The sequence below is a fragment of the Glutamicibacter sp. GQ173 genome (assembly GCF_059759215.1).
The window spans coordinates 334,649-356,979 of sequence record NZ_JCAXDT010000001.1 but is presented as its reverse complement, the minus strand read 5'-3'; the positions used below and the strand labels follow the sequence as shown (position 1 = coordinate 356,979).

The 22,331-nt window shown below is 59.2% G+C and carries 26 protein-coding genes; 13 read left to right on the top strand and 13 right to left on the bottom strand.

Annotated elements, in window-relative coordinates; genetic code table 11:
• The first annotated feature begins 118 nt into the window (after window positions 1-118).
• From AC6CHO_RS01640 to AC6CHO_RS01630, 3 genes are all read left to right on the top strand, one after another.
• Window positions 119-274: a hypothetical protein gene (locus tag AC6CHO_RS01640; protein ID WP_498213342.1), complete on the top strand. Its 156-nt coding sequence runs from the start codon at window positions 119-121 to the stop codon at window positions 272-274.
• 149 nt (window positions 275-423) lie between these two features.
• Window positions 424-975 (top strand): hypothetical protein, encoded by a 552-nt coding sequence (locus tag AC6CHO_RS01635; protein ID WP_498213341.1) that lies wholly within the window; start codon window positions 424-426, stop codon window positions 973-975.
• Between the two features lie 309 nt (window positions 976-1,284).
• A complete protein-coding gene (locus AC6CHO_RS01630) occupies window positions 1,285-3,111 on the top strand; it encodes an ATP-binding protein (RefSeq protein WP_498213340.1) in 1,827 nt (608 codons plus the stop codon).
• 693 nt (window positions 3,112-3,804) lie between these two features.
• Here the strand turns inward: AC6CHO_RS01630 and AC6CHO_RS01625 are convergent.
• Both AC6CHO_RS01625 and AC6CHO_RS01620 read right to left on the bottom strand, forming a co-directional pair.
• Window positions 3,805-4,407, bottom strand: coding sequence for a GNAT family N-acetyltransferase (locus AC6CHO_RS01625; protein ID WP_444662849.1), 603 nt, complete (start codon window positions 4,405-4,407; stop codon window positions 3,805-3,807).
• A complete protein-coding gene (locus AC6CHO_RS01620; RefSeq protein ID WP_444662851.1) occupies window positions 4,404-5,009 on the bottom strand; it encodes a TetR/AcrR family transcriptional regulator in 606 nt (201 codons plus the stop codon). Before AC6CHO_RS01620 ends, AC6CHO_RS01625 begins: the two co-directional genes overlap by 4 nt.
• A gap of 773 nt (window positions 5,010-5,782) precedes the next feature.
• Here AC6CHO_RS01620 and AC6CHO_RS01615 point away from each other — a divergent pair.
• Window positions 5,783-6,427, top strand: a complete 645-nt coding sequence (locus AC6CHO_RS01615) for a dihydrofolate reductase family protein (protein WP_498213339.1) — start codon at window positions 5,783-5,785, stop codon at window positions 6,425-6,427.
• Window positions 6,428-6,683: 256 nt separating this feature from the next.
• Here the strand turns inward: AC6CHO_RS01615 and AC6CHO_RS01610 are convergent, their stop codons facing one another.
• Window positions 6,684-7,184, bottom strand: coding sequence for a mycothiol transferase (locus AC6CHO_RS01610; protein WP_498213338.1), 501 nt, complete (start codon window positions 7,182-7,184; stop codon window positions 6,684-6,686).
• 41 nt (window positions 7,185-7,225) lie between these two features.
• Between AC6CHO_RS01610 and AC6CHO_RS01605 the strand changes: the two genes are divergently transcribed.
• The 4 genes from AC6CHO_RS01605 to AC6CHO_RS01590 all read left to right on the top strand — a co-directional run bounded on the left by AC6CHO_RS01605 (window position 7,226) and on the right by AC6CHO_RS01590 (window position 9,911).
• Window positions 7,226-8,143, top strand: a complete 918-nt coding sequence (locus AC6CHO_RS01605; protein ID WP_498213337.1) for a hypothetical protein — start codon at window positions 7,226-7,228, stop codon at window positions 8,141-8,143.
• A gap of 80 nt (window positions 8,144-8,223) precedes the next feature.
• On the top strand, window positions 8,224-8,649 hold the full coding sequence (locus tag AC6CHO_RS01600; RefSeq protein ID WP_498213336.1) for a VOC family protein: 426 nt from the start codon (window positions 8,224-8,226) through the stop codon (window positions 8,647-8,649).
• A 12-nt stretch (window positions 8,650-8,661) separates the two neighbouring features.
• Complete coding sequence (locus tag AC6CHO_RS01595; protein WP_498213334.1) at window positions 8,662-9,384, top strand: class I SAM-dependent methyltransferase; 723 nt, start codon at window positions 8,662-8,664, stop codon at window positions 9,382-9,384.
• The gene (locus AC6CHO_RS01590) at window positions 9,381-9,911 is read left to right on the top strand and encodes a GNAT family N-acetyltransferase (protein WP_498213333.1); all 531 of its coding nucleotides are present in this window, start codon (window positions 9,381-9,383) and stop codon (window positions 9,909-9,911) included. Before AC6CHO_RS01595 ends, AC6CHO_RS01590 begins: the two co-directional genes overlap by 4 nt.
• Here AC6CHO_RS01590 and AC6CHO_RS01585 read toward each other — a convergent pair.
• From AC6CHO_RS01585 to AC6CHO_RS01575, 3 genes are read right to left on the bottom strand one after another with little or no spacing between them, the layout of a single operon-like run.
• The gene (locus AC6CHO_RS01585; RefSeq protein ID WP_498213332.1) at window positions 9,908-10,675 is read right to left on the bottom strand and encodes an SCO1664 family protein; all 768 of its coding nucleotides are present in this window, start codon (window positions 10,673-10,675) and stop codon (window positions 9,908-9,910) included. The two genes, AC6CHO_RS01590 and AC6CHO_RS01585, sit on opposite strands and share 4 nt — an antisense overlap.
• A complete protein-coding gene (locus AC6CHO_RS01580) occupies window positions 10,672-11,199 on the bottom strand; it encodes a DUF3090 domain-containing protein (RefSeq protein WP_498213330.1) in 528 nt (175 codons plus the stop codon). Before AC6CHO_RS01580 ends, AC6CHO_RS01585 begins: the two co-directional genes overlap by 4 nt.
• Window positions 11,200-11,209: 10 nt before the next feature.
• Window positions 11,210-11,893 carry an MSMEG_4193 family putative phosphomutase gene (locus AC6CHO_RS01575; RefSeq protein WP_498213329.1) on the bottom strand — a complete coding sequence of 228 codons (684 nt, stop codon included), beginning with the start codon at window positions 11,891-11,893 and terminating at the stop codon, window positions 11,210-11,212.
• Window positions 11,894-12,138: 245 nt separating this feature from the next.
• Here AC6CHO_RS01575 and AC6CHO_RS01570 point away from each other — a divergent pair, with 245 nt between their 5' ends.
• Window positions 12,139-12,984 carry an MBL fold metallo-hydrolase gene (locus AC6CHO_RS01570; protein ID WP_498213328.1) on the top strand — a complete coding sequence of 282 codons (846 nt, stop codon included), beginning with the start codon at window positions 12,139-12,141 and terminating at the stop codon, window positions 12,982-12,984.
• Here AC6CHO_RS01570 and AC6CHO_RS01565 read toward each other — a convergent pair.
• The 4 genes from AC6CHO_RS01565 to AC6CHO_RS01550 all read right to left on the bottom strand — a co-directional run bounded on the left by AC6CHO_RS01565 (window position 12,968) and on the right by AC6CHO_RS01550 (window position 16,829).
• Window positions 12,968-13,432 carry a DUF8821 family protein gene (locus AC6CHO_RS01565; RefSeq protein WP_498213327.1) on the bottom strand — a complete coding sequence of 155 codons (465 nt, stop codon included), beginning with the start codon at window positions 13,430-13,432 and terminating at the stop codon, window positions 12,968-12,970. The two genes, AC6CHO_RS01570 and AC6CHO_RS01565, sit on opposite strands and share 17 nt — an antisense overlap.
• 64 nt (window positions 13,433-13,496) lie before the next feature.
• Complete coding sequence (locus AC6CHO_RS01560) at window positions 13,497-14,723, bottom strand: acyl-CoA dehydrogenase family protein (RefSeq protein ID WP_498213326.1); 1,227 nt, start codon at window positions 14,721-14,723, stop codon at window positions 13,497-13,499.
• A gap of 33 nt (window positions 14,724-14,756) precedes the next feature.
• Window positions 14,757-15,905: an acetyl-CoA C-acetyltransferase gene (locus tag AC6CHO_RS01555; protein WP_498213325.1), complete on the bottom strand. Its 1,149-nt coding sequence runs from the start codon at window positions 15,903-15,905 to the stop codon at window positions 14,757-14,759.
• 291 nt (window positions 15,906-16,196) lie between these two features.
• Window positions 16,197-16,829, bottom strand: coding sequence for an alpha/beta fold hydrolase (locus AC6CHO_RS01550; RefSeq protein WP_498213323.1), 633 nt, complete (start codon window positions 16,827-16,829; stop codon window positions 16,197-16,199).
• Between the two features lie 368 nt (window positions 16,830-17,197).
• Between AC6CHO_RS01550 and AC6CHO_RS01545 the strand changes: the two genes are divergently transcribed.
• The gene (locus AC6CHO_RS01545) at window positions 17,198-17,704 is read left to right on the top strand and encodes a 2'-5' RNA ligase family protein (protein ID WP_498213321.1); all 507 of its coding nucleotides are present in this window, start codon (window positions 17,198-17,200) and stop codon (window positions 17,702-17,704) included.
• A 136-nt stretch (window positions 17,705-17,840) separates the two neighbouring features.
• Here AC6CHO_RS01545 and AC6CHO_RS01540 read toward each other — a convergent pair whose 3' ends face one another.
• The 3 genes from AC6CHO_RS01540 to AC6CHO_RS01530 all read right to left on the bottom strand — a co-directional run bounded on the left by AC6CHO_RS01540 (window position 17,841) and on the right by AC6CHO_RS01530 (window position 20,091).
• The gene (locus AC6CHO_RS01540; protein WP_498213319.1) at window positions 17,841-18,455 is read right to left on the bottom strand and encodes a CDP-alcohol phosphatidyltransferase family protein; all 615 of its coding nucleotides are present in this window, start codon (window positions 18,453-18,455) and stop codon (window positions 17,841-17,843) included.
• Window positions 18,456-18,557: 102 nt separating this feature from the next.
• The gene (locus AC6CHO_RS01535; RefSeq protein WP_498213318.1) at window positions 18,558-19,670 is read right to left on the bottom strand and encodes a DNA alkylation repair protein; all 1,113 of its coding nucleotides are present in this window, start codon (window positions 19,668-19,670) and stop codon (window positions 18,558-18,560) included.
• A 124-nt stretch (window positions 19,671-19,794) separates the two neighbouring features.
• Window positions 19,795-20,091: a Fe-S cluster assembly protein HesB gene (locus AC6CHO_RS01530; protein WP_498213317.1), complete on the bottom strand. Its 297-nt coding sequence runs from the start codon at window positions 20,089-20,091 to the stop codon at window positions 19,795-19,797.
• 277 nt (window positions 20,092-20,368) lie between these two features.
• Here AC6CHO_RS01530 and AC6CHO_RS01525 point away from each other — a divergent pair, with 277 nt between their 5' ends.
• The 3 genes from AC6CHO_RS01525 (at window position 20,369) to AC6CHO_RS01515 (ending at window position 22,235) form a co-directional block, all read left to right on the top strand.
• Window positions 20,369-20,899: a GNAT family N-acetyltransferase gene (locus tag AC6CHO_RS01525; protein ID WP_498213315.1), complete on the top strand. Its 531-nt coding sequence runs from the start codon at window positions 20,369-20,371 to the stop codon at window positions 20,897-20,899.
• On the top strand, window positions 20,896-21,384 hold the full coding sequence (locus tag AC6CHO_RS01520) for a GNAT family N-acetyltransferase (RefSeq protein ID WP_498213313.1): 489 nt from the start codon (window positions 20,896-20,898) through the stop codon (window positions 21,382-21,384). Before AC6CHO_RS01525 ends, AC6CHO_RS01520 begins: the two co-directional genes overlap by 4 nt.
• Before the next feature lie 83 nt (window positions 21,385-21,467).
• The gene (locus AC6CHO_RS01515; RefSeq protein ID WP_498213311.1) at window positions 21,468-22,235 is read left to right on the top strand and encodes an isocitrate lyase/PEP mutase family protein; all 768 of its coding nucleotides are present in this window, start codon (window positions 21,468-21,470) and stop codon (window positions 22,233-22,235) included.
• Window positions 22,236-22,331: the final 96 nt, after the last annotated feature.

Here is a 22,331-nt window from a genome sequence, read left to right as displayed (position 1 = left end):
GTGTGCGCAGGCGCGGGTGCGCATGTGCACGAACCTCTAAATCATCCGTTACATCAGTAACAAGTACAGTAATTACCTGTCTGACCGGCCTATTTGGGTGTTACCGATGGTGTTACTGATGGTTAAAACATCCGTAACATCCGTTACGCTCGCCTGCACCCCTCCACTGGCTCGCGACGTCGATGCACCATCCCGCAGCACCAAGGGCGGCACCCACCTCGTGCTCACCCTCATCCCTGACCCCTCCTCTACGACGTGGAACTCTGACGAGTGAAGACCGGGGCCCGCCGGCCGCCAGGCCGGATCTCCTCTCCAGCACGTGATCCCGCGTGCTCGTCGCCTCGGCGCACAATCGACATGGCTCACGCCGACAATGGCCGGCAGCGCCTCCGCCGTGTCTGCGCATCATGGCAGGATTAAGCCATGGATGTTCTTGCGCTCGTGATCTCGGCCCTGTCCCTGCTCGTCGCCGGCGTCGGCACGTACCAAGCGAACAAGCGCGCCAACGAGGCACTCGCCGAGTCGCGCAAGGCCGCCGAGGACGCACGCTGGTTCGCAGTCCAGGAAGCAGTACAACGCCTGATTGGATTCGATCCGACTGCAGAGCCGTTGGGGGAGCGGCTGGCCAACCTGCGCATCACGTCGATCGCGCTCGTGGACCAGCTCAAGGGCTGGGACGGCATCGACTCCTGGCTGGAGGCCGAGCGAACTTTGGGCGCGGCCGTCGGCCGGCAGGTGATGGAGGCAGCCAAGCCCGGCGACACCGTTGACCGGAGGGTGGCGAACCTCGACCCGTTGATGAGCTGGGCGCACGCCCTGAGCAGCAACCTGCGCCACGTCCGATCGATCGGCCACGACGCGGCTGCCCTTGCCAAGCTCCAGGCCAACGCGGAAGAGTTGGTCAAGGACATCCATGAACGTCACGGCTGGGATCTGCCTCTGCGGACCAACCCCCGGATCCAGCCGCTGGAGTAGCCACATGCGGTATGCAACCAAAGGTTGGTATGTGCCGAAACTCGGTGGAATTTCGTTTCGCCATATAACCTCTGACTGCTGGGGGAGTAAGTCCCTCGGCCACCGCTAGCTGCACAGAGGGGCACGCAAAATTGAGGTTCAATATGCCCGGCCGCATGTCAGCCCCAGCTGGCACTATAGACTCAAACGGGGAAGCCCTGCCTCGTCAGCGTTAATGGCACCGCCCGTTGAAGCACGTGTGTGCAATTCAAACAAGTACTCGCGATTCCTGGCTGGAATCTCATCTCACCCTTGAAAGGCTGAACCTCAATGAAGCTCGTCGCTGTCGCGCTCAAAAACTTTCGCGGATACCAGGAAGAGCAGTGGGTTAGCTTCAGTGACCTCACCACTGTCGTGGGCCGCAATGATGTCGGCAAATCAACGATCCTGGAGGCACTGGACATCTTTTTTGGTGGCAATGTTGTGAAGCCGGAAATAACCGACAAGAACGTGTCCACGCTCGACAACTACTTCCAGATCACCTGTAAGTTCTCCGACCTTCCACCTCAGCTGGTCCTGGATGCGCAGGCCACCACGAGCCTCTCGAACGAGTACTTGTTGGATGCTGACGGCTTCCTGCAGCTTCAGAAGCGATGGATTTGCTCAACTGCAAAGCCGAAGGAGGAGGTTCGCGCCGTTTGCCAGCACCCGTCCAACGAGGGGATTAATGACCTGGTGACCCTTGGAAACGCCGCACTCAAAAAGCTGGCTAAGGAACGTTTGAGTGATACGGATCATGCGGCCGTGAACAAGGCGTCCAATCCTCATCTGCGCGCCGCTTTGTGGGCAAGCGAAGACCTGACCCTGAAGGAAACGGTCGTACCGCTAGGCAAGGAGGATGGCGGGAAGATCTGGTCAAAGCTTGCATTGCACCTGCCACACTTCGCGCTCTTCCAGTCAGATCGCAAAAGCACCGATGCTGATGATGAGGTGCAGGAGCCTATGAAAATGGCTGTGGCTTCGGCCCTGGCAGAAGAGTCTGTCCAGAAACTTCTCGATGATGTTGTTGAAGCAGTTCGAGCCAAGGCGACTGACCTGGCCACTCGGACCCACGAGGCTCTCGCAGAGATTGATCCAGCCATCGCCGAGGGACTGATCCCGGAGTTCAAGAACGATCCACGCTGGAGCGGCCTCTTTTCGGTGGCGTTGCAAGGTTCCAATGGCGTAGCCATCAACAAGCGTGGTTCCGGGGTTCGGCGGTTGATCCTGGTGAGCTTCTTCAAGGCCGAAGCCAAGCGGATGATTGAGTCGAACGAGAAGACGTCAGTAATCTACGCACTCGAAGAGCCGGAGACATCGCAGCATCCACGCAATCAACGAATCCTGCTTGATTCATTCCAGGCGATGTCTTTAGTCCCCGGCACTCAAGTCATTCTGACTTCGCACAGTCCTGGGTTTGTCTCCCATCTGCCTGCGGAAAGTCTGCGGTACGTACGAAAAGACCCAGGGTCCGGGATTCCGGTTGTTGCCAGTGGTGATGATGACCTTTGGGCCGAGCTTGCTGACGAGCTTGGAGTGCAGCCCGACAACCGTGTCAAAGTGCTCATCTGCGTAGAGGGGCCTCACGATGTCACTTCGCTTCAACACCTCTCGCGAATACTGAACCAGGCGCGCCCGGAGCTCTATCCGGACCTCACATTGGATCGCAGGTTTGCGTTCGTTCCCCAAGGTGGAGGGACTCTTGGACAGTGGGTGAGCAAGCGATACTTAAAGGACCTCAATCGGGTGGAGTTCCACCTGTACGACAATGACGTGGATGAGTACAAGGAGACTGCCAAACAGGTGAATGCTCGGGGTGACGGCTCGCTTGCGTTGATAACTTCAAAGCTAATGATGGAGAACTATCTTCATCCTGATGCCATATTTGACGCATTAGGAGTGCATGTCGAGGTTACAGTCGCATGCAACGTTCCGGATGTCGTGGCCGAGGCCACGAGAACCACAGCTGGTGTGCGGCCCGTCAAGAAGGGGATCGTAAAGACACGCCTCGCGGACGCGGGCTTCGGGCACATGACGCTAGAGCGGTTGGATGAGTCGGATCCTGACGGCGACGTGAAGGGTTGGTTTGAGAGGCTTGCGGAGATGGCCAGGCGTTGATTTGTCCGTTCTTCTGAGCCCGGAACGCTGGCCAGCGGCAAAGCGCATGGGTCGGTGAACGGGCATCGAACGGCCTCTATGGTTTCGGATGACATCGATGTTTCGTTGACGCGCCGAGCCTGGATGTCATTGCACGTTGGGCAGGTCGCTAGCCCCTGGCCGGTGTGCATCCGCGTGGCAGCTCAGCGATGGGAAAGTGCAGGTCGAGCTTGGGCGGCGGGACCTAGGGACTTACGTGTGCAGCACCGGCAGGAACGCGCTAAAGACGTTCGTGCGCTGGTGAGCTTGAGCAGGTGCTGATGTTCCCGCTTCAAATTTGAGAGGTTGGTATGTGCCGGAACTCAGTGGAGTTCCGCTTCAACGTCTAAGACTTCTCAGCTCAAACGCCCTCGGTTTCTAGTGAAGCCGGGGGCGCTCGTGCATCTCGGATCCGAGTCATCAGAAATTATTCCGGGCGGAAAAGATCGCTTCTCCGCAACAGGGATGCCACTCAAGGGACACCAGCCACGTTTCCTCCAAGGACAACGCCGAAAGCAATCGACGCTACCAGTCCCCACGTTGCGGCGGGTGAATGGACAGCCTCAAAGGCTGAACCGCGCCGCAATCCTGTTGAACTTCGCTTTTTCCCTATGGTTCAGGCTAGGGGAGAGAAAACCGAAAGGTGCCTCCCTGCCTGTCTAATTCGGGTGTCCTTCACTCATCTGCCTCAGCACGGTTGAGGCTCATCGAGACATATGCGGAGAACCCGGCTCGTTTCGCGAACCTGATGCGTCGCCGTTGCGTTTCGGTGAATCCGAGCTTGGCGTACAGACCGAGGGCAGCGGTGTTGGTGTCCTTGATATCGCGCAGCACGAACTCGTCGGAGGGCAACTCCAGGAGCCGATGCATTAGCGCAGTGGCTACGCCTTTGCCCTGATGCTGCGGCGCTGTCGTGACGAATGCAATCTCGGCCAGGCCGTCGCGGGCACCGTCATAGGCCCCCATGAATTGGCTTCGGGTGATCCGATAACTGATCATCCCGTGTATTGGACCGAGCACGCGCTGGAGCTTGCGCCGATCAGGCTTGAAGCACTCCTGCTCGCTTTCGGTGACGGCCGCGACCGCCGCGGGCTCGCCGTCGACGAGCGCGATGTGGAAGCGCTCCAGGATAAGCATCGGGGCGAACGCGTCGGCGAGTGCCTTCGCGTTCTTGGAGAAGAAGGCGAAATCCTCGGCGAATCCTTGCGTGAGAACTTCCGCGATCTGGTACCGGTATTCCTCTCCGAGTTCGTCCGCACGGGCGACTTCGATCTTCATTGGGATCCTCCAATTAGCACTCGCAGAATCAGGTTGACATCGGGCTGCGCCGATTCCTCGCCCAGTCCAACGTGCAACGTTGTGATGCCGGTCAGCATGGCGAAGTAGTGGGCGGTCAGCCGAGAGGAGTCCCCCTGGGCAATCTGGCCCTTGTCCTGGCCTCGCGCGATGAGCGAGTCGAATGCCTGCCAGGTGGCTCGCTGAGCTGAGGCCAGCCGAGATGAGGTTCCTTCGGGGGTGTCTGTCGTGACGCACTGATTTACCATCATGTAGAACTCGGCTGAGCCATTGTTCGCCGCGAGGTCCGCCACGTAGTCCTCGGTGAAAGATCGGATCATGGATAGCGGATCTCCATCGCTCGAGAGTTGCACTGTGACTGTCCCCAGCCCGCGCGAGGCCTGGTCGATCAGTTCATCGAATAGCTCTTCCTTGCTCGCATAATGCCGGTAGATCGCGCCGGTGCTGATTCCTGCCTTGGCCGCGATTTGGCGCATATTCGTGGCCGCGTAACCGCGGTGCGCGAACACCCGGACAGCAGCCGTCTCCACGGCGCGGCGCGTGGCGGTGCGCAACGCTTCGTTCTGCTCAGCCGTCCGGGGCACGGTATTCCTTTCAATGAACTTTTGTTCATTCTATGTATTGTTCGCATACGGAGCAATCAGTCACTCGACCTGGGACGGCACCGGAGGCAACCTAGTAGCAATGGATAAATGCGCGGTTGCGGGTCGGCAACCAGCAGTCGGTGCGTGCCGGACCTCGTTGGAGTTCCGGCTCGACGTCCAAGTCGGCGTGGCTCGCACGTTTTGGCCTGCTGCATGGGAGGTACTGGTTCCCGCGGTCCGAGAGCGTTACCGCGCCTGGGCGACCGGGACACCATAGTCCTGCTATTGGCAATGAAAGCACGTAGTTCCATCCCAGTGCCGTCATCGCCTAGCGGGTGCACGCTGTTCAAGATCGAAATCCAAGGCACGGCACTCTGCTCCCGCCTGTGGGCGCGTGAGAGCGCAGCTGCGGATCTTGAGGCTTATGAGGATCGCGTCATGGCGCTGATTCCGGAACAGGGGACAGGTACTGGATCTCTTCTCCAGGCCCTCCGAGCCGGCAGGCCTTCATGTGGTGCGGATTCGCCGTGTCCCGCGCAGTTGTCCCTCGATTCGCAGCTCGCGAAATCTTGGAGGAATGCGCTCGCCGCGGAGCGCGACCGGGTTGTGGCCCGTACCGAGCTTTTTACCAACTAGCTCCGTGGCCTGGCAGGTCCTGGATCGCTGAACTGGCGGTGGCCGCCGGCTCATGGTCCTCGGAAATGCTTGCCATGCGATACTGTTCGAGGTTAGTGTTCGAGTGATTTCACTTTGCCAGCGTTCAGGGAGATGCCATGCATCGCACGCGAGTTCACAGTCTCTTGGTTTCCTCGGATGGATATGCAGCGGGAGATGAGGTGACGATCGACAGGCCGATCGGTGCTGCCGGGGCACTGTTCGCCAGATTCGACGGACGTGTCATTCACGGCATTCAAGGCGTTGACGGTCCGACGACGGTAGATCAGGCCATGTTCAGCCTGTGGGGCCAAGGCGTCGGGGCGGAAATCATGGGCCGTCGGAAATTCGGTCCGCAGTCTGGGGAATGGCCTGACGATGGATGGGAAGGGTGGTGGGGCGACGCGCCGCCCTTCCGCACCCCGTGCTTCATCCTTACCCACTACCCTCGCAAAAGCATCGAGTTCGCCAATGGCACCAGCTTCCACTTCGTAGACGCATCGCCGCGCGAGGCGCTGCGCCTGGCACAGGACGCTGCCGGCGGGTTGGACGTACGGATCGGCGGAGGACCGTCGACGGTGGGCGAGTTCCTGCGGACTGATCTCATCGACTTCCTGCACATTGTCATCGTTCCGATCGTGCTCGGCTCTGGGGTACGGATCTGGGATCATCTGGCTGGCATGGAACACCGGTTCACCATCGAATCGGTCAGCACATCCAGCGGACTGACGCATCAGCTGTGGAACAGGAAAGCCCGTCAGTGAGCTTCTGATGCTTTGGCTCGATTGCGGGCTCGTGCCGGAACTTATTTCAACATGCCGTGAAATTGGCTTGGAATCTAGACTGCACTGCGTTGCTGATCGACGTGGAGAGGTTCATCAGGTTGCCCTCTGGACCCCTAATAGCAGGGAACGACAGCCCATGGCTTGTCGGCCGCTTCATTGGCAGACACCTCGATGACTTCTCAGGGCTCCTGCGTTCTTGATGGCCATCAACAGTGCACGTGTTGCACAGCTACGGCTATTGTCCTGCAACAGCGCCGGCTGCATAGGCGGCTTGGGCGATGTGCTGGGTAGCATCATCAATGACGGAGACCAGGCGAACACCACGAGTCACTGGGGGATCCCAGTGGTGGTCAATCACCTCGTCCAAGTCCTCTTCCGTGAGCGTTTGGGCGTAGCTCATGAGAGCTTGCAGGGAGGCATGAACATAGTCCACCAGCAACTGCTGATCTGCAACCTGGATCTGATGGGCCTGATCCCTTGAATGGCCGTACCCCACGGATTCGCCGAGTTCGCCCAGGCCAAATTTGCCGCGATAGGATTCCCAGACTTCTTTCTCTCCGGCAAGGTGGGCGAGCTGAACATCGATTTCCCTTCCCGTGTGCCACAGCAGCCACGCGATCGAGTTGGGGTGCCCGGCTGGGTGGGCATTAAGCTGATCGGCGGAAAGCGCGGGGAGATTGCGGACGGCCTCCACGGGGCGCATGGCGAAATCGGCAAAGACATCCGTAATGTTCATAATCCCATTCTGCACCCGTACTGGATCCTTGACCATGAAAGTTGAACGCCGAAGGCCCGGAGACTCTGGAGGGAGGTACGCTGAATCTGGCGACAGTGCTTCCTGAAACACGGAATGGACGAGGAAGGATGGCGATGGGCCCCGACGGATTATTCGCTTTGCGCACAGGTGTATTCAGGCTGCCCGACGGCCAACCGGCAACGCTCGAAACGCATGTACTCGGAACGCTCTGCGTACGCTCGGGCAAACTGGCTCTTTGCGATCCGCTATATCTGCAGAACCCAGGCCTGCTCACCATCCCTCCGGGAGACTACAAGGTGATAGCTACGATTGCGCGGGTTCCGGAAAGCTATGATCTGGCGATGAGCAGGCCAGCCTATCTGAGCCTGATGCTGTCCGGTGAGCCCACTGCCTCGATCCACCCAGTGGTTTTTGCCACGGGCGGTTTAGAACGTGGCGTCCGCCCGGTCGAGGGCGTAGCCGCGATGCCGGGTCTTCAGGGAATACCGTCGTCACAGATGTCCAGTGTTGCAATGGTGGACGCCGAAGCCATCGTTCGGGCCATGCCCGATGATCCTGGAACCTGGTTCGATTCGGTGATTTCACCGATCGATGGCACAGGGTGGTTCGACCGCATGGATACGGAGATCGATGGTCCGCTCGGCTCGCTCTTCACCCGATTGCCCAAGGCAGCGGATGCAGAGAATATAGCAATTCTCATCGCCCGCCCCGGGAGGGTATTTCCGGTGCTGGAGACGAGGGATGCGCAGGATCGAATCACCGGAATCCATATTGATTTACTGGTCATTGGGGATCTGAGCGAAGTTCTGCAGGCTTTTGATGGCCAGGATGACTATGCACTGGAGTATGCAGAAGAAGCGGCACGGGACTTGCGGCACCAACGGGATCAGCGGGCAGACGGGCTAATCACGAGATTGAAGAAATTTTTCAAAAGCTAGTTCCTGCTGGGACTCGCGGACCCAAGCTGTCTGGACTAGCCAACTGGCATCACTCACTAACGCGCGGTTTGGAGCAAGAAGTGAAACTGCATCATGTGCAAATCTCAATGCCGCAAGGGCAAGAAGCAGAAGCCCGCCGATTCTATGCCCAAGCCCTGGGGCTTCATGAGGTGGATAAGCCTGAAGCCCTGGCGGGCCGCGGCGGCTGCTGGTTTCGCGCCTATGACGGCGACGCCATCGTCGCTGAAATCCATCTCGGTGTAGAGGAGCGATTCAACCCCGCCCGCAAAGCGCATCCAGGACTCGTGTGCGATTCCTTGGCAGAGCTAGAGGCCACGGCACACCGGATCAAGTCAGGCGGCTTTGAGGTCTTATGGGCAGAGCGGGAATCTTTCGAAGGGTATATTCGATTTCATGCCCGCGACAGTTTCGGGAATCGCATCGAAATCATGGCTCCTTCGACTTCGCTAATTGCGCCCGACAGCGAGGTGCATGACAATCAATGAATCGAGAATTACTTGGCTGATTACGACCCTCGAATTGTCGCGTTGTATGACGGAGAAAATCCTGACGGGCCCGACCACGACTACTACCGATCCCTCGCCGTTCGGCCTGGTGTGCAGCGCGTTTTGGATCTCGGTTGCGGCACCGGAATTCTCACCGTCACCTTGGCGCAGGAAGGGCGTGAAGTCGTGGGCATGGATCCATCGCCGACCATGCTTGGCTATGCCCGCCAGCGATCCGGCGCCAGCGAAGTCCTATGGGTCCAGGGCGACTCAAGCGCCCTTGACCATGGGTTGTTCGATTTGGCGGTCATGACGGGCAACGTAGTGCAGCACATTCCGGACCAGCAGTGGGAACGAACCTTGCAGGATTTGAGGCGCAGCCTGTCCTCCGGATCTGTTCTCGCTTTTGAAAGCCGAAACCCGGAACGACGAGCGTGGGATTCCTGGGCGCGCGAGGAGCCATCCACCAGAAGCACGCCATTTGGACCGGTGACTGAATGGTGCCAGGTTCAAGAACTCGGTGAAGGGAAGATACTCCTCGAATCATTCTCGAAATTCGCGACCACGGGAGCGACAGTGCATGAAGATCTGGTGCTGGCTTTCCGCACCGTCACACAACTGGAAATCCAGCTGCAGGCAGCTGGATTCAAGGTCAATGGAATCTGGGGTGACTGGAACCGGACACCATTTGACGGAAGCCAAACGCTTATGATTTTTGAAGCGCGGGCAGCATGAGCATCTTCGGGCTTGTCGGACTTCAGGATGCGCGCGCCTTGCAACGGCTCATGGAATCCAACGCAGGCTATGCAGTGCGCATCCAGGGCCATGGCGTTGAGCCCGGAGCGGCGCAGGAAGCGCTCACGGCGCTGCCACCCAATGCTGATGCCGCCCAGAAGCGTGGCTATGGATTGTGGGAAGGCAATCGATTGCTGGCCTTCGCAGATGTCATCATTGGCTGGCCCGAGCCAGGGACCGCGCATATCGGGCTGCTCATGACCGACTCCCAGCGGGTTGGCGAGGGGCTCGGACGAAGGCTGCATGAAGCCATCGTCACGGAATTGCGCGGAGTCGACGGCCTCGGCTGCCTTCGGCTGGCCATCGTGGATACGAATGCGGACGTGGCTGAACCATTCTGGAAGAAGATGGGCTATCAGCCCACGAGCCAGATGGCAGCGCATCGACAGGGGACGGTGGAATCCGGCTCGCGGATCTGGCGCCGAAAGCTTGGCTGCAGCTCAGAGGCATCAACCGGGCCTATTTAGAACAGCGGCCAGGGGACCGCTGGCATGTCACCGCTCGGGCCGGGGAAACGGGCATCCTGGCGAAGCTGGAGGCACCGCTGCTGCAAAGCTTCGAGCTCCACATCGCTGAGCAGCTTGCCCAATTTCTCGCCCAGCGTTGAGCCCAATGCGGTATTGACCCGGTCAATGCCGGAGAGTTCTTCGTCGTCCAGCGGCAGGCCAATCCACCCCCAAAGCACCGTGCGAAGCTTGTGCTCATCATGGAAGCTCAGCCCATGGTCTACTCCATAACGGTGGCCGTCAGGCATCGCCAGCACGTGGTCGCCCTTGCGGTCCGCATTATTGGCCACGATGTCGAAGACCGCCATTCGGCGCAGCGCAGTGGTGTCCTCATGAAGCAAGCTCACCTGGCGCCCCGTGTCGTCTTGCCCGTGCAAGACCGTCTTCCAGCCTTTGGCGGGGAGATTGCCGGTGGCCACGAGATCCACCGCATGCTGCTCGGAGTCCACTTCTTGCCACAGCTGCACCATGCCTTCGCCAAAGGGGCCATCGCGCAGCCAGGTCTGCGGGACAAGGTTCCAGCCCAGCGCCTCGGAGACGAGGTAGGCGGCAACCTCGCGGTTGGCCAGGGTGTGCTGCGGGAAATCCCAGAGCGGCTTTTCACCGGCAATGGGCTTGTAGACCACGTTCAACCCTCCGATGGTGCCCAAAAAGGTGGCATTGGATGCCGTGGCGATACGGCCGGTGAGTTCGAGTTGGCCGGCGAGCAGATCCGGCTGGGTCATGAAAGCTCAGGGTCCTGGCAGGCATGTCCCTCTGGATCGATTGGATAGCCGCACGACGAGCAGACCGGGCGGCCGGCGGCAACAACTTCGTGGGTGCGCATGGCAAAGGCCCGCGCCGTGCCCACGGGCATGCGAACCTGCATGACTGCCTCAGGCTCGTCTTCGGGATGGGCTTCGTCAAGGGAAAAGGCTTCCAGCACCACCTGGGCCACGGTGGCATCCCATCCCAGGTTCAACGAGCCGACCCTGAAGGCTTCGTCGACCTCTTCCAACGGATCGTTATCCACCAGCTCCACTGGAGTATGGGTCGGAACGCTGAAAGAATTCCCCGCAACGGTCGCGACCTGGTCGAGAATCTCATCGATCATTTCCGCCACGACAGCTGCCTGCTGCTTTTCCAGGGCAATGCTGGTCAAGTCTGATCCGGCGCGCGCTTGCAGATAAAAGGTGCGAGAACCGGGCTCGCCGATGGTGCCAATGACTACTCGATCCGGCCAGTTGAATTCGTGGACTTCGCTCGCCATGTCTACTTCCTTAGTTTCCCGCTCCGCCACCCACAGGGGCGTCAGCTGCTTGCAATCCCGGGGCTAGCCAAGACAGGTCCCCGTCGCCAGTATTAACCGAGTGCACACGAGGCGAACCTGAACCGTAGTGGACAATCGATGCAGACGCCGGGCCGACGTTGATGCGCTGGAACAGGTCCAAGTGCATGCCCAACGCATCAGCCAGTACCGACTTGATGATATCGCCATGGCTCACGGCAACCCACACCGCTCCCATTCCATGTTCCGCCTCGAATCCGGCGTCAAGGCGCCGGATCTCGGCAACGGCCCGTGCTTGCATGCCCGCCATCGACTCGCCCTGCGGGAAAGTGACAGCAGAGGGGTTGGCCTGCACCTGCGACCACAATGCCTGGGTTGAAAGCTCGGCCAGGGCGCTGCCTTGCCAGGCGCCATAATCGCACTCGGTGAGCTCTGGTGCAAGCAGCAGTTCTGGTGCGTTCTTTTGCGCTTGGATAATATGTTGGGCTGTCTGCTGGCAGCGTTCCAGCGGGCTTGAAACGATACCTGCCAGTGGCACCTCGGCCAGCCGCAGCGCAGTTCTTGCGGCCTGCGTTTTGCCAGTTTCGTCGAGGCTTACTCCAGAGGCTCGTCCGGCCAGAACACCAGAGGCGTTGGCGGTAGTGCGGCCGTGCCGCACAAGAATTACTGTGGCCATGATCCCAGCCTAGCCATCTGGTGGAAGCCATGCGAGAATTTGGCGGTATTCCGCCCTGTCGCGAAGAAGCACACCCCATGTCCAAACGGCTTCGCCGCGGCCCAGGAGCACTGTCCTCCCGCGGGCGAATCAGAAAGAGCCTGCAAGGACAGGTGGCGGAAACCGCGCTAGTATCAGATCTGGTTCACCAAGCTGTGCGGCGTGGTGGGCAGTAGGCCTCATCTGCGGGAACAGGGGGAGCGGACATGGGCAGTGGCCAGTGGATTGAAGTAGGCAATGGCGTATTCCAGCGGCGCTATGACCCGCTGGATGTTTCCATCGGACTGGTTTTGGGACCCGCCGGAGCCGTGGTCATTGATACTCGCAATAATCCCGCCGAGGCCTTGGCGATCATCGAGGATGTGGCCGAAGGCTTCGGGCTGCCCATAATGGCCGCCATCAATACCCACGCCCACTACGACCATAGTTTCGGCAACCAGGTCTTCAAGGCCAAAGGCATCCCCATCTATGGGCACCATTTGATTGCCCGGCACTATGCGAACTACGAGAAACCCCGTCTGGACAAGGTCAAGAACCATCCCGGCACGGAGCCTGACAAGTCGTGGCAAGAGGTGGTTCTTACACCGCCCTCCGTCCCGGTCGAAGCGCCAATCACCATTGGCCCGGGAGGCCGGGATATCGAGTTGTTGCCGCTGGCGCCGGGCCATACCGATACGGATCTTGCAGTGCGCATCCCGGATGCAGGGATCTGGTTCCTCGGCGACATCATTGAAGAATCAGGACCGCCGATGTTCGGATCCGGCGCGCATCCGCTGGGGTGGCCACTGGTCCTCGAATCCCTGCTGGAGCGGATCGGCAAGTCCGATGCCATTATTCCTGGGCATGGCACGCAGGTGGATCGCGCTTTCGTTGTTCGGCAACAGCAGCAGCTTGAACTGCTCGCCGATGAATTGAGCGCCGCCCACGCGCAAGAGATCCCGGCCGGGAAGATCCGTTTTTCTGCTGGACTGCTGCAAATCTGGCCAGCTCAATTCCTGCGCGAAGCGGCCCAAGACGTGTACGCCCAGTTGGGGACTAGTACTCGTTCTTGATGACGAAATAGGATCCGCGGATGGTGCCGGCCAGTTTGGACTTCTGGCGTGCGAACTTGAATTTGTCGGCGAGCTCCTCGGGAACTTCCATGCCATCAGACAGCTTGAACCCCACGGCACGTTTTTCCCCGTCGGCTAGTCCGTAGAGCACGTTGATGGACAGCCCCGACTCGTAGAAGACGTAGGCGCGCTTGGCTCCGTCGGCTTCAAAAGCACAGGCCTGCAAGGGGCGGGAAGCGATGTGGAGATCACGTTCCTCGGCCAAGATGTTGTGGACCCACGCGATGACGCCGTCGGCATCCGAGGCGTTTTCAAGCACCAGATCGTAATCGAATTTGTTCTTCAGGTAGCGGGCCTCATTGGCCCGCAATCCGGCAAGAGCCTGGGCCGCGGGGGAGGATTCGAATCCCGCGGTGGAGACATCCTTGAAATCGACCAGATACGCCATATTCAATCCTTTGCACTAGAACTTCGACGGTACAGCTCATCGTAGGCGATCAAGGCTGACGGTTTCAGCCGAACGCGCTCATCCCGGTCAGATCGCGGCCCAAGATCAGCGCCTGCACCGATTCGGTGCCTTCATAGGTATGCAGCGCTTCGATGTCCCCCACATGGCGGATCACATGGTTCTCCAGCAGAATCCCGTTGCCGCCGAGCATATCCCTCGCCGTCGCCGCGACGCGCCGGGCGGCCCGGGTGTTGTGATACTTGAGCAATGAGGCCTGTGCCGGACGAAGCCTGCCAGCGGATTGTTCGGCCGCCACCGCGGCACACTGCAGCTGCATGTTGGTCAGCTCTGCGAGCATTTGTGCCAGGCGCTCTTGCACCATTTGATGGGCGCCCAGCGGCTTGCCGAACTGTTCGCGCTGCTTGGCATATTGAAGCGCGGCTTCAAATACGAACAATGCGTGGCCCAGCGCAGACCAGCCCACATTGACCCGGGTATCAACCAGCGCCTTCGATACATCCTTGAAAGAATCCGCGTTGGCCAGCAGGGCAGAACGCGGCACGCGCACCTCGTGGAGCCTGATCTCCGCTTGCTCGATGGCCCTGAGCACGCCCTTGCCGCGAACGGGAGTGGCCTCATATCCCGGAGCTTGCTGCTCAACGATGAATCCCTTGATTTGCCCGTCGGCTTGGTCCCGGGCCCACACAACGGTGATGCCGCCAGCTGCTCCATTGCCAATCCATTTCTTGTGGCCGTTGAGAATCCACTGGTCGCCTTGCAAGCGAGCGCTGGTTTCCAGGCTGACGGAGTCAGAACCATGGTGTGGCTCGGTGAGCGCAAATCCGCCCAGGAGTGTTCCGGTGGCGACCGGTTCGAGATAGCGCTCTTGTTGTTCCGCGGTGCCAAAGAGCTTCAAGCTGCGCAGAACCAGTCCTCCCTGCACTCCGGCGGCGGCGGCCATCGATCCGTCCGCCCGGGAAATCTCCATGGCCACCAGGCCTGCGGCGAGCGGGGAGAACACCGCATGACCGGGAATCTCCAGGCCATCGGTCAGCAGATCCAGCTCGCCCATCCGCCGGACCAATTCCGTTGGATAGTGCGCTGCGTCCCAGTGCCCATTGATGACCGGGATGACTTCCTGGGCAAATAGCCGGGCCCGCTGCCAATGGCCCCGGTCCGCCGGGGTGATTCCTGCGAAGGCCGATAGATAGTCGGTGTCCAGCGGCTGGCTCAGGTCGTAGGCTTTCCAAGGATCAGTGGTCACGATTCCTGCCCTTTCCCAGCGGCGCATATGGCCCGCAGATATTCCCGCTCCGGCGCAACGCTAAAGCCGTTCAATGATGGTGACGTTTGCCTGCCCGCCGCCTTCGCACATCGTTTGCAGGCCCCACTTGGTGCCGCTGCGTTCCAGCTCATGCAGCAACGAGGTCAACAAACGGGCCCCGGTGGCGCCGATGGGATGGCCTAGGGCGATGGCACCGCCGTTGACATTGACCTTGGACATGTCCGCGCCGGTTTCCTTCTGCCATGCCAGGACGACCGCTGCGAACGCTTCATTGATTTCAATGCGGTCCATGTCCTTTAAAGACATGCCCGTGCGTTCCAGCGCATACTTGGTGGCGCGAATTGGTGCTGAGAGCATCATGATTGGATCATCGCCCCGCGCGGAGACATGGTGGATGCGCGCTCGTGGCTTCAAACCGTATCGCTTGACCGCGGCTTCCGAGGCAATCAGGAGCATGGCCGCGCCATCAGACATTTGCGAAGCAGTGGCAGCAGTATGCAGTCCGCCTTCGACTATGGGGGACAAGCTGGCCATCTTGCCGCGATCCACAGCCCTGGGGCCTTCATCCGCCTGCAATTGGCCAAGAGCCAAGATCTCACGGTCAAAATATCCAAGCGCCTGGGCTTTGAGCGCCCGTTCGTGGGAGCCGACAGCGAAGTCCTCGAGCTGTTCGCGCGATAATCCCCAATGCTTGGCCATCATTTCCGCACCACGAAACTGCGAGATCTCCTGATCGCCGTAGCGGGCGGCCCAGAGCCTGGAACCTCGATAAGGGTCCGGGAAGCCAAAATCTGCAGCTGCGGAGTTGGAATAGGAAAGCGGGATGCTGGACATCGATTGGACACCGCCAGCCACCACAAGATCGCTGCTGCCGCTCATCACCGCTTGGGCCGCATAGGAGACTGCCTGCTGGCCGGAGCCGCATTGGCGTTCCACAGTGGTTCCCGGGACTTCTTCGGACAGCCCGGCAGCGAGCCATGCATTGCGCGCGATGTCCATGGCTTGCGGGCCTACTTGGTCGATGCAGCCGAGAATGAACTCGTCATATTCTTTGGAATCAACGTTATTGCGCTGGATAAGTTCGGCGAGCGGAGCTGCAGCGAGATCCAATGGGTGCAGATCCGCGAGCGACTTTCCGCGCCTTCCCACTGGAGTGCGCAGTGCATCGATGATGTATGCCTCGGCCATGAGGTTCCTCCAAAAAATGCTCAAGTCATTAGTGGTTGCTTGAACAACAATGCCCAAGAGCATGGCCATTGTCTAGGGAAGGTCGGCCAGCTCAAGCATTGCCTGGGCGACCTGGGAAACCGCTGGTCCAGGAAGGGCAGTAGATGCCTGCTCCAGCACAAGCAACGTGGCCTCGGGAATCTCGCGTGCCAAGGCCTGCCCGTTGCCGACTGGAAAGAAAGGGTCCTTGGCTCCGTGGACCACCAGCGTCGATTGCGTGATCCCGCCGAGGCGTTCGCGCCAACGCGGAGTTCAGTCGAGCCGTGAAAAGACCATGCCAAGCTGGTTGGCCATGTGGATGGATGCGGAAGGATCTGGCGTTCGGTCCCAAATGCGCGCTGCCAGGAGCCGGGCCTCGTGTGGATCATTGCTTAAGATGCTGGCGCCTTGCGCAGCATGCTCGGCCACTGCCTCGCGATCGGCCCAATCCGGCATCGGGCGAGAAAACAATTGGCCCATGGTGGCTTGGTCATGATCCGGAAGATCGTCATCTACCGGGCCTGGTGCAACAGGCCGTGTCCCGTACAGGGTGAGCGCCGAGAACGCTTCGGGATGCTCCAAGGCGGCAACTTGCGCAACCATGCCACCTACACCGATGCCGGCCAGGTGTGCCCGCCGCTGGTCAAAGGCCTGGGCAAGCGATGCGGCATCGTTGGCCAGATCACGCAAGGTATATGAGGGATTCATCGGGTCCAGCGTTGTCGATTGGCCACTATCACGCAGGTCGTAGCGGACTACATGCCGGCCGGAAGAGGAAAGCGCTTCGCACAGTGCATCAGGCCACGAGAGCATGGTCGTCCCGCCAACGCATAGCATGAGGGGATCGGCGGGGTCGCCAAAGCTTTCCGCGCCTAGTTGGACACCATTGATTGCATATGTTGCCATGTCTGTAGCACCTCATTGGATGATTGCGAACCTGCGGCTGCATGGGGGTCGTCCGATGTCCTTGGAAGCGGTGCTTCCAAGGCTCATCCTGTCCCTGATCGACCGCACCGTCAACCAACGGGCGGCGGCATTCCTTGCACTTTCCGCTCTCCGGGTGCTTGCTATCATCACAGCATGAGAACCGCGAGCCAGCAGCAATGTTCTCGGCAGCAGATGCGCCGACAGCGTTCCAGGAACGCTGGGCGTAGTTCTGGTCAAGAACTTGTGGCGTGGAATGAAAAGATTGCAAAGTAGGGCCCCACGGATGAAGGAACCTGTCAGATGGCCGAAGGACGCTACCGCTGCAATGCGTAGCCGGATGTAGGACGATGAGCAGATCACCTGAGAACATTCTGTTGTACCTGGAAGCGCAGGAAGAAGAGCAGCTTCGGGGAATCTTTGCTGACCTGGAATCGCGTGGATTTCCTAGGCAAAATCAAACTCCGCACATCACTATCACCTTTGCACCGGAATTATCTGATGAAGTCGCGCTGCGTGCGGCTCAACTGCTTCCAGCGGCCGTTCCGGCTAGTCTTCGACGCGTTGGCACAGTGGTTTTTGGAACCAAGCGCAAACAGACCGTTGCGTGGCTTATGGAAACCACCGATGACCTTGAAATCGCAGCCAGGGAAATCAGCGCGCTGAATATCCACGGGCGCGGTCCACGGTGGATACCGCACCTCACCATGGGATTACGGATTCCGAGAGAAATTGTCCCGGATTACATCAGGGCGCTAGATGAGCTGGGGAGCGAGCATCAGCTGGAGTTCACCGCAGCACGGGCGGCGTTGTGGAAACCCAAAATCCAGCAATTGACCCTGCTGGCCGGAGAATAATCCAGCAACAGCATCGGATCATTTCGCATCGGTGCCCTTTGGCGGTGCAAGCGCGAGTTCTGGATCCGAGCGGCGGACGCTGAAGTGCCTATTCTCGTTCCACATTTTCTGCCGGGGATGGGGACCGCATAGACCCCTAGGGTTTGGTCTCCTCGCCGGGGTGGTTGGCGGTTCTGGCTTCACTTCGCATGTACCGGAGGTAGCCGAACCCCACCACGACGTGCAGCAGTGCCCCGGCATAGAGGATATAGATGCCTGGAACATAGAAGATGGAGAGTTGGTCAATCCGTCCGGCCGCGACGAAGGCCAGTCCCAGCATGATCAATGCTGTCCGGAACTTGCCGAGGAGAGTTGAACTTGGCGGTTCGCTCAATCGCAGGAAAAAGTAGGCGCAGAGCAAGATCAAGTCGGTTAAGAAAATCACCACACCGATCCACACAGGGATGAATCCACCGGCAACGAGGGCCACGGCGATAGCGACGATACCCAAGCGGTCAGCTATGGGATCAAGCAATATGCCCAGGCTCGAGACTTGGGAAAATTTACGAGCAATAAACCCGTCCACCCAATCGCTGAGCCCAAAGGCCAGCAATAGTACTGCAGTTAAAGTCGGACGTGAATCAGAGATCAAAAAAATGCAGATTGGGATGACAAGGAAGAAGCGAAGCAGCGTGATCGCGTTCGGGACCGTGGCCCAATCGTTGCGACTTGCTGCTTCCATGGCCACGGTGCGCTCCTTTGCTCCTAACATGAACAATCGTCTACTGGAGGCAAAAATACAAGAGAAGTGCCCGACAAAAACCTGCTCGTCACCGCCAATTGCCCTCCACGCGCGGGTGGCTCGCCAATGCCGCTAGTCGGTTAAAGCAGCCATCAGCTCAAACTCTGTTTTTCCGGTAGGCAACCCATTGACTTGAAGGGCCACCGAGTGGGTGCCGGGGTAATAGCGCCGGGTGGTAATCGCCCTGAACGAATGGGACCGATTGATCTCCAATTCTTCGCCGGGGGACAGGGTGCGTGTGGTGAGCTTGAAAACCTTGGCAGTTGTTGATCCGTTGGCCTTGCGGTGGTGCAGCACGTAGTCGATGGCAAGGGGCATTGGCTCAGTGCCGGTGTTGCGCACGGTCGCGGTGAAAGCGACCTCTGCGCCCCACGGCACCTGCGGGTGGGCAATGTGCGGACCGTCGATCTCCACGGTCGGGGTGCCAAAGCCGAGCAATGCCAAGGCTTCAGGATTGCCTCGCTTGACCAGGGTCCGAAGTCCGTGCTTCACCACGGCCAAAGTGGTCGAATCTGCAGCCCGCAACCAACGCTGTGCGGTGTGCAGGACCAGCTCGGGATCGTGGCGGCTCAGATCATTGAGATGATTTGCAACCGAACGTCGAACGTACTCGCTTGGATCTCGGTACAGGGCGTCCAAGACTGGAATGGTGAGCGTGGGATTCTTGATAATTTGCGGGACACGAGCAGCCCATGGCAAATACGGGCGGGTTCCTTCACTGGCCAGCCGCCTCACATGCTCATCGGGCGAGGCAGTCCATTGCTGTGCAAAACGCAGGGCTGCCTCAAGGTCGTGTTTGAGCAGGACGCGGATTGCGAATTCTGAGCTCAAGCGAGGGGTGAGCAAGGCCAGCATGTCCATTGCATCCTCGAACGTGGCCTGCGTATTTTCACTCGCAGCACGAGTGGCCAGGGCCGAGGTGACCGGCCAGATCATCCAACCGGTGAAGGACGGCGATTCATGTGCTGCTGCCTTGATGACGTCGGCGAGCTGGGAGTAGTTCTCCGGGAAGTCCGCCAGGAGCCCGTCGCGCAGTGCATCTGAGCGTTCCCGCAAACTCAAATCAGGCAGATTTTTTGTTGCAGCGTTCAGGGAGTTCAAGGCATGCTCAGGGGCAGCGTCCTGCAGCTCTCGGATAAGTTGCTCGGCGACAGGAACGCCAATGAGCTGATCGGCAAAAGGCATGAGGCCATTCTTTACCGGAATCCGACAATGCGCGAATCAGCCGAACATGAACCTCAAAATCAATGGGAGCCGCCAGAACAGGCGGCTCCCATTGGAAGCATTTGGGGTTCCCAGCCAGAGCGGGTCAGTTCTGTACGAGGATTTGGAAGCTGACGCTTCCCTGTTCATCAACGGCGGCGTCCAGTACCTTGTCGTCTAGCTCGTCGGCCACTAGTTCATCAAGGTAGACCGGGCTGCCTTCGCCGGAAATAACCGTATCGGTTTCCTCCGGCTCGGGAACGATCTGAATGGCCAAGGCTGCTTCCTCAGGCGTGTTGGTCTTTTCTGCCTGGTGGATGCGCAGGCCAGCCTTTTCGGCCTCGGACTGGTTGGTGACGATAGCGGTCACGATGGATGCTGCTTGATCGGTCAGTGCGAGCACGGTGGCTCTCCTTCCGGTTGCGGACATACCAAGGTCAGGGCATGTGGGTGCCACGATTCCAAAAACAACTCAGAATCTCAAACGCGCTTAACAGCTGCGAAATATCCTCACAGGTAAGCTGTGGAATCAGATAGGGTCCGGCCCCGAACCTGGCGCCAGGCTGCGGCGCTTCATCCGCAAAGGCCCCGACAAACCTAAGGAATGAGTCATCAAATCTGGATCTGAAGGCCAATACAGGCAAAGACCGGCATCGCCTCTAGCTGGATCCCGGCAAGTCATGGCCATTGGCCGAAGAGTCGAGCTCGCAGAATTCCTCAGAAGCGATCTTGCGGCTGTTCACTCCTACACATCAAATCCCGAGGTCTGCCGCTATAGCACCTGGGGGCCGAACACTCTCGCTGAAACCGAGGAATTCCTCGCCGATGCGATGGAACTGCAGCCCGGACGGATCATTGCGGCAGTGATGGTGGCAGGGAAGGTCATAGGTTCCGCCGCCATTTGGCGAACCGGCGAACGGCAAAGGGCAGGGGAGATGGGCTATACCTTGAGCCAGGAATATTGGGGTCAAGGTCTTGCTACTGAAGTAGCAAATTTGCTGCTCAAGCTGGGGTTCGAAAAATTGGGTCTCACCAGGGTTGAAGCCACCTGCGACCCCGGGAATGCTGCTTCCATTCGCGTCTTGGAAAAATCTGGATTTAGATTTGTCCAGCGCCGGGTGGCCATTGAACCGGCCGCTGAAGGAAGGAAAGAGTCATTGGTTTATGCCTTGAATGCGCCTGTTTCCGGTGAAGGGGCAATGAACCAGTGAATCCCAGCGATATTATTGCGAAGCGTGATGAACCCGTGCCGGAGGACGTTGCACGGCTGCTAGCCAGCGTGCCCGAATGGTTTGCCCAGCAAGAATCCAACGCGCAATACATCCGGGCAGCGAGCTCCAAGGAAACCTGGACAGTTCGCGACACCCAGCAGCAGGTTATCGCAGTGGCCCTGGTAGATCGCCACTTTCCGCAAGCCATTGAGATACACCTCATTGTGGTGGATCGGGCGCACCATGGACTTGGAATCGGCAGCGAACTTGTTGCGGCCATTGAGCGCGATGCGCTCGCCGGGAACGTGAGGCTGATGCAGGTCAAGACGCTAGGTGCTTCGCATCCTGATGCCGGCTATGCCAAGACGAGGAGATTCTACGAAAAGCTGGGGTTCCTTTCACTGGAAGAAACCGAGCTTTGGGGACCTGGGACCCCGTGTTTGATCATGGTCAAGCCGCTAGCCCAGGTGGCTGCATCCGCTTGAGGCTGAAAAATTGCCTTTGACCTGTTGGCAAGTGGTTCAGGCTCCGTAGACTGGGCTCGAACCACTTTCTTCAGGAGGCAGCTTTGTCGGATTTTAAAGAACGTGCCCGGACACTGGCGAACCAGCACGAATCTGGTGATCTTCTAGTCATGCCCACAGTGTGGGATACCTTCAGTGCCGCATTGGCCGCCGATGCCGGGTTTGCCAGCTTGACGATTGGCAGCCATCCGGTCGCAGATTCCATCGGCAGCGCTGATGGGGAAAAGATGGATTTTGCCGACTACCTTGCTGTAGTCCAGCGGATCACCTCGGCGGTGAACGTGCCCGTGAGTGCAGACGTGGAATCCGGGTATGGCTTGAGCCCGCAAGAATTGTTCGAGCGTGTATTTGCGGCAGGCGCGGTCGGGGTCAATATTGAAGATGTCGTGCACAGGGAAGGCAAGCGCGTGCGTGCCCGCCAAGAACATGCAGACTACATCCATGGCGTTCGAGCAGCCGCGGATGCAGCCGGCGTGGATTTTGTGATCAATGGGCGCACCGACGCAGTGAAACTTACCGAGCACTTCGCGGACCCTTTTGCTGAAGCTATCGAGCGAATCAAGCTGCTTGAACAAGCCGGTGCCCGCAGCGTTTACCCGGTGGCCCTCTCAACAGCAGATCAGGTGGAACAAGCAGTTCAAGCTGTCTCGATTCCCATGAATGTCACGGCTCACCCGGTCACAGCGCACGCTGCCGGGGACCTTTCGGCTTTGCGCAAACTTGGAGTGCGGCGCGTGAGTTTCGGGCCGCTATGGCAGAAATGGCTGGCCGAAGTTTCTTCCCAGCAGCTCAGCGCATGGCGCCAGAGCTAGAAAATAGTAACCGCTGAAATTGGTCCTGCCGCAATGAAGTTGGGTGCGGCGGGCCAATAGGCCGCTGGAAAGGTGCCAGCTGCCGGCACAAGAATG

Bases quoted from the DNA above. Each gene is read 5' to 3' on its own strand.
- AC6CHO_RS01555 (WP_498213325.1), bottom strand. From the start codon at position 15,905: ATGGCCGAGGCATACATCATCGATGCACTGCGCACTCCAGTGGGAAGG.
- AC6CHO_RS01550 (WP_498213323.1), bottom strand. From the start codon at position 16,829: ATGGCAACATATGCAATCAATGGTGTCCAACTAGGCGCGGAAAGCTTT.
- AC6CHO_RS01610 (WP_498213338.1), bottom strand. From the start codon at position 7,184: ATGAACATTACGGATGTCTTTGCCGATTTCGCCATGCGCCCCGTGGAG.
- AC6CHO_RS01535 (WP_498213318.1), bottom strand. From the start codon at position 19,670: ATGCCTTTTGCCGATCAGCTCATTGGCGTTCCTGTCGCCGAGCAACTT.
- AC6CHO_RS01580 (WP_498213330.1), bottom strand. From the start codon at position 11,199: ATGGCGAGCGAAGTCCACGAATTCAACTGGCCGGATCGAGTAGTCATT.
- AC6CHO_RS01540 (WP_498213319.1), bottom strand. From the start codon at position 18,455: ATGTTAGGAGCAAAGGAGCGCACCGTGGCCATGGAAGCAGCAAGTCGC.
- AC6CHO_RS01625 (WP_444662849.1), bottom strand. From the start codon at position 4,407: ATGAAGATCGAAGTCGCCCGTGCGGACGAACTCGGAGAGGAATACCGG.
- AC6CHO_RS01575 (WP_498213329.1), bottom strand. From the start codon at position 11,893: ATGGCCACAGTAATTCTTGTGCGGCACGGCCGCACTACCGCCAACGCC.
- AC6CHO_RS01545 (WP_498213321.1), top strand. From the start codon at position 17,198: ATGAGCAGATCACCTGAGAACATTCTGTTGTACCTGGAAGCGCAGGAA.
- AC6CHO_RS01560 (WP_498213326.1), bottom strand. From the start codon at position 14,723: ATGCGCCGCTGGGAAAGGGCAGGAATCGTGACCACTGATCCTTGGAAA.
- AC6CHO_RS01630 (WP_498213340.1), top strand. From the start codon at position 1,285: ATGAAGCTCGTCGCTGTCGCGCTCAAAAACTTTCGCGGATACCAGGAA.
- AC6CHO_RS01615 (WP_498213339.1), top strand. From the start codon at position 5,783: ATGCATCGCACGCGAGTTCACAGTCTCTTGGTTTCCTCGGATGGATAT.
- AC6CHO_RS01635 (WP_498213341.1), top strand. From the start codon at position 424: ATGGATGTTCTTGCGCTCGTGATCTCGGCCCTGTCCCTGCTCGTCGCC.
- AC6CHO_RS01525 (WP_498213315.1), top strand. From the start codon at position 20,369: ATGGCCATTGGCCGAAGAGTCGAGCTCGCAGAATTCCTCAGAAGCGAT.
- AC6CHO_RS01570 (WP_498213328.1), top strand. From the start codon at position 12,139: ATGGGCAGTGGCCAGTGGATTGAAGTAGGCAATGGCGTATTCCAGCGG.
- AC6CHO_RS01640 (WP_498213342.1), top strand. From the start codon at position 119: ATGGTTAAAACATCCGTAACATCCGTTACGCTCGCCTGCACCCCTCCA.
- AC6CHO_RS01565 (WP_498213327.1), bottom strand. From the start codon at position 13,432: ATGGCGTATCTGGTCGATTTCAAGGATGTCTCCACCGCGGGATTCGAA.
- AC6CHO_RS01585 (WP_498213332.1), bottom strand. From the start codon at position 10,675: ATGACCCAGCCGGATCTGCTCGCCGGCCAACTCGAACTCACCGGCCGT.
- AC6CHO_RS01590 (WP_498213333.1), top strand. From the start codon at position 9,381: ATGAGCATCTTCGGGCTTGTCGGACTTCAGGATGCGCGCGCCTTGCAA.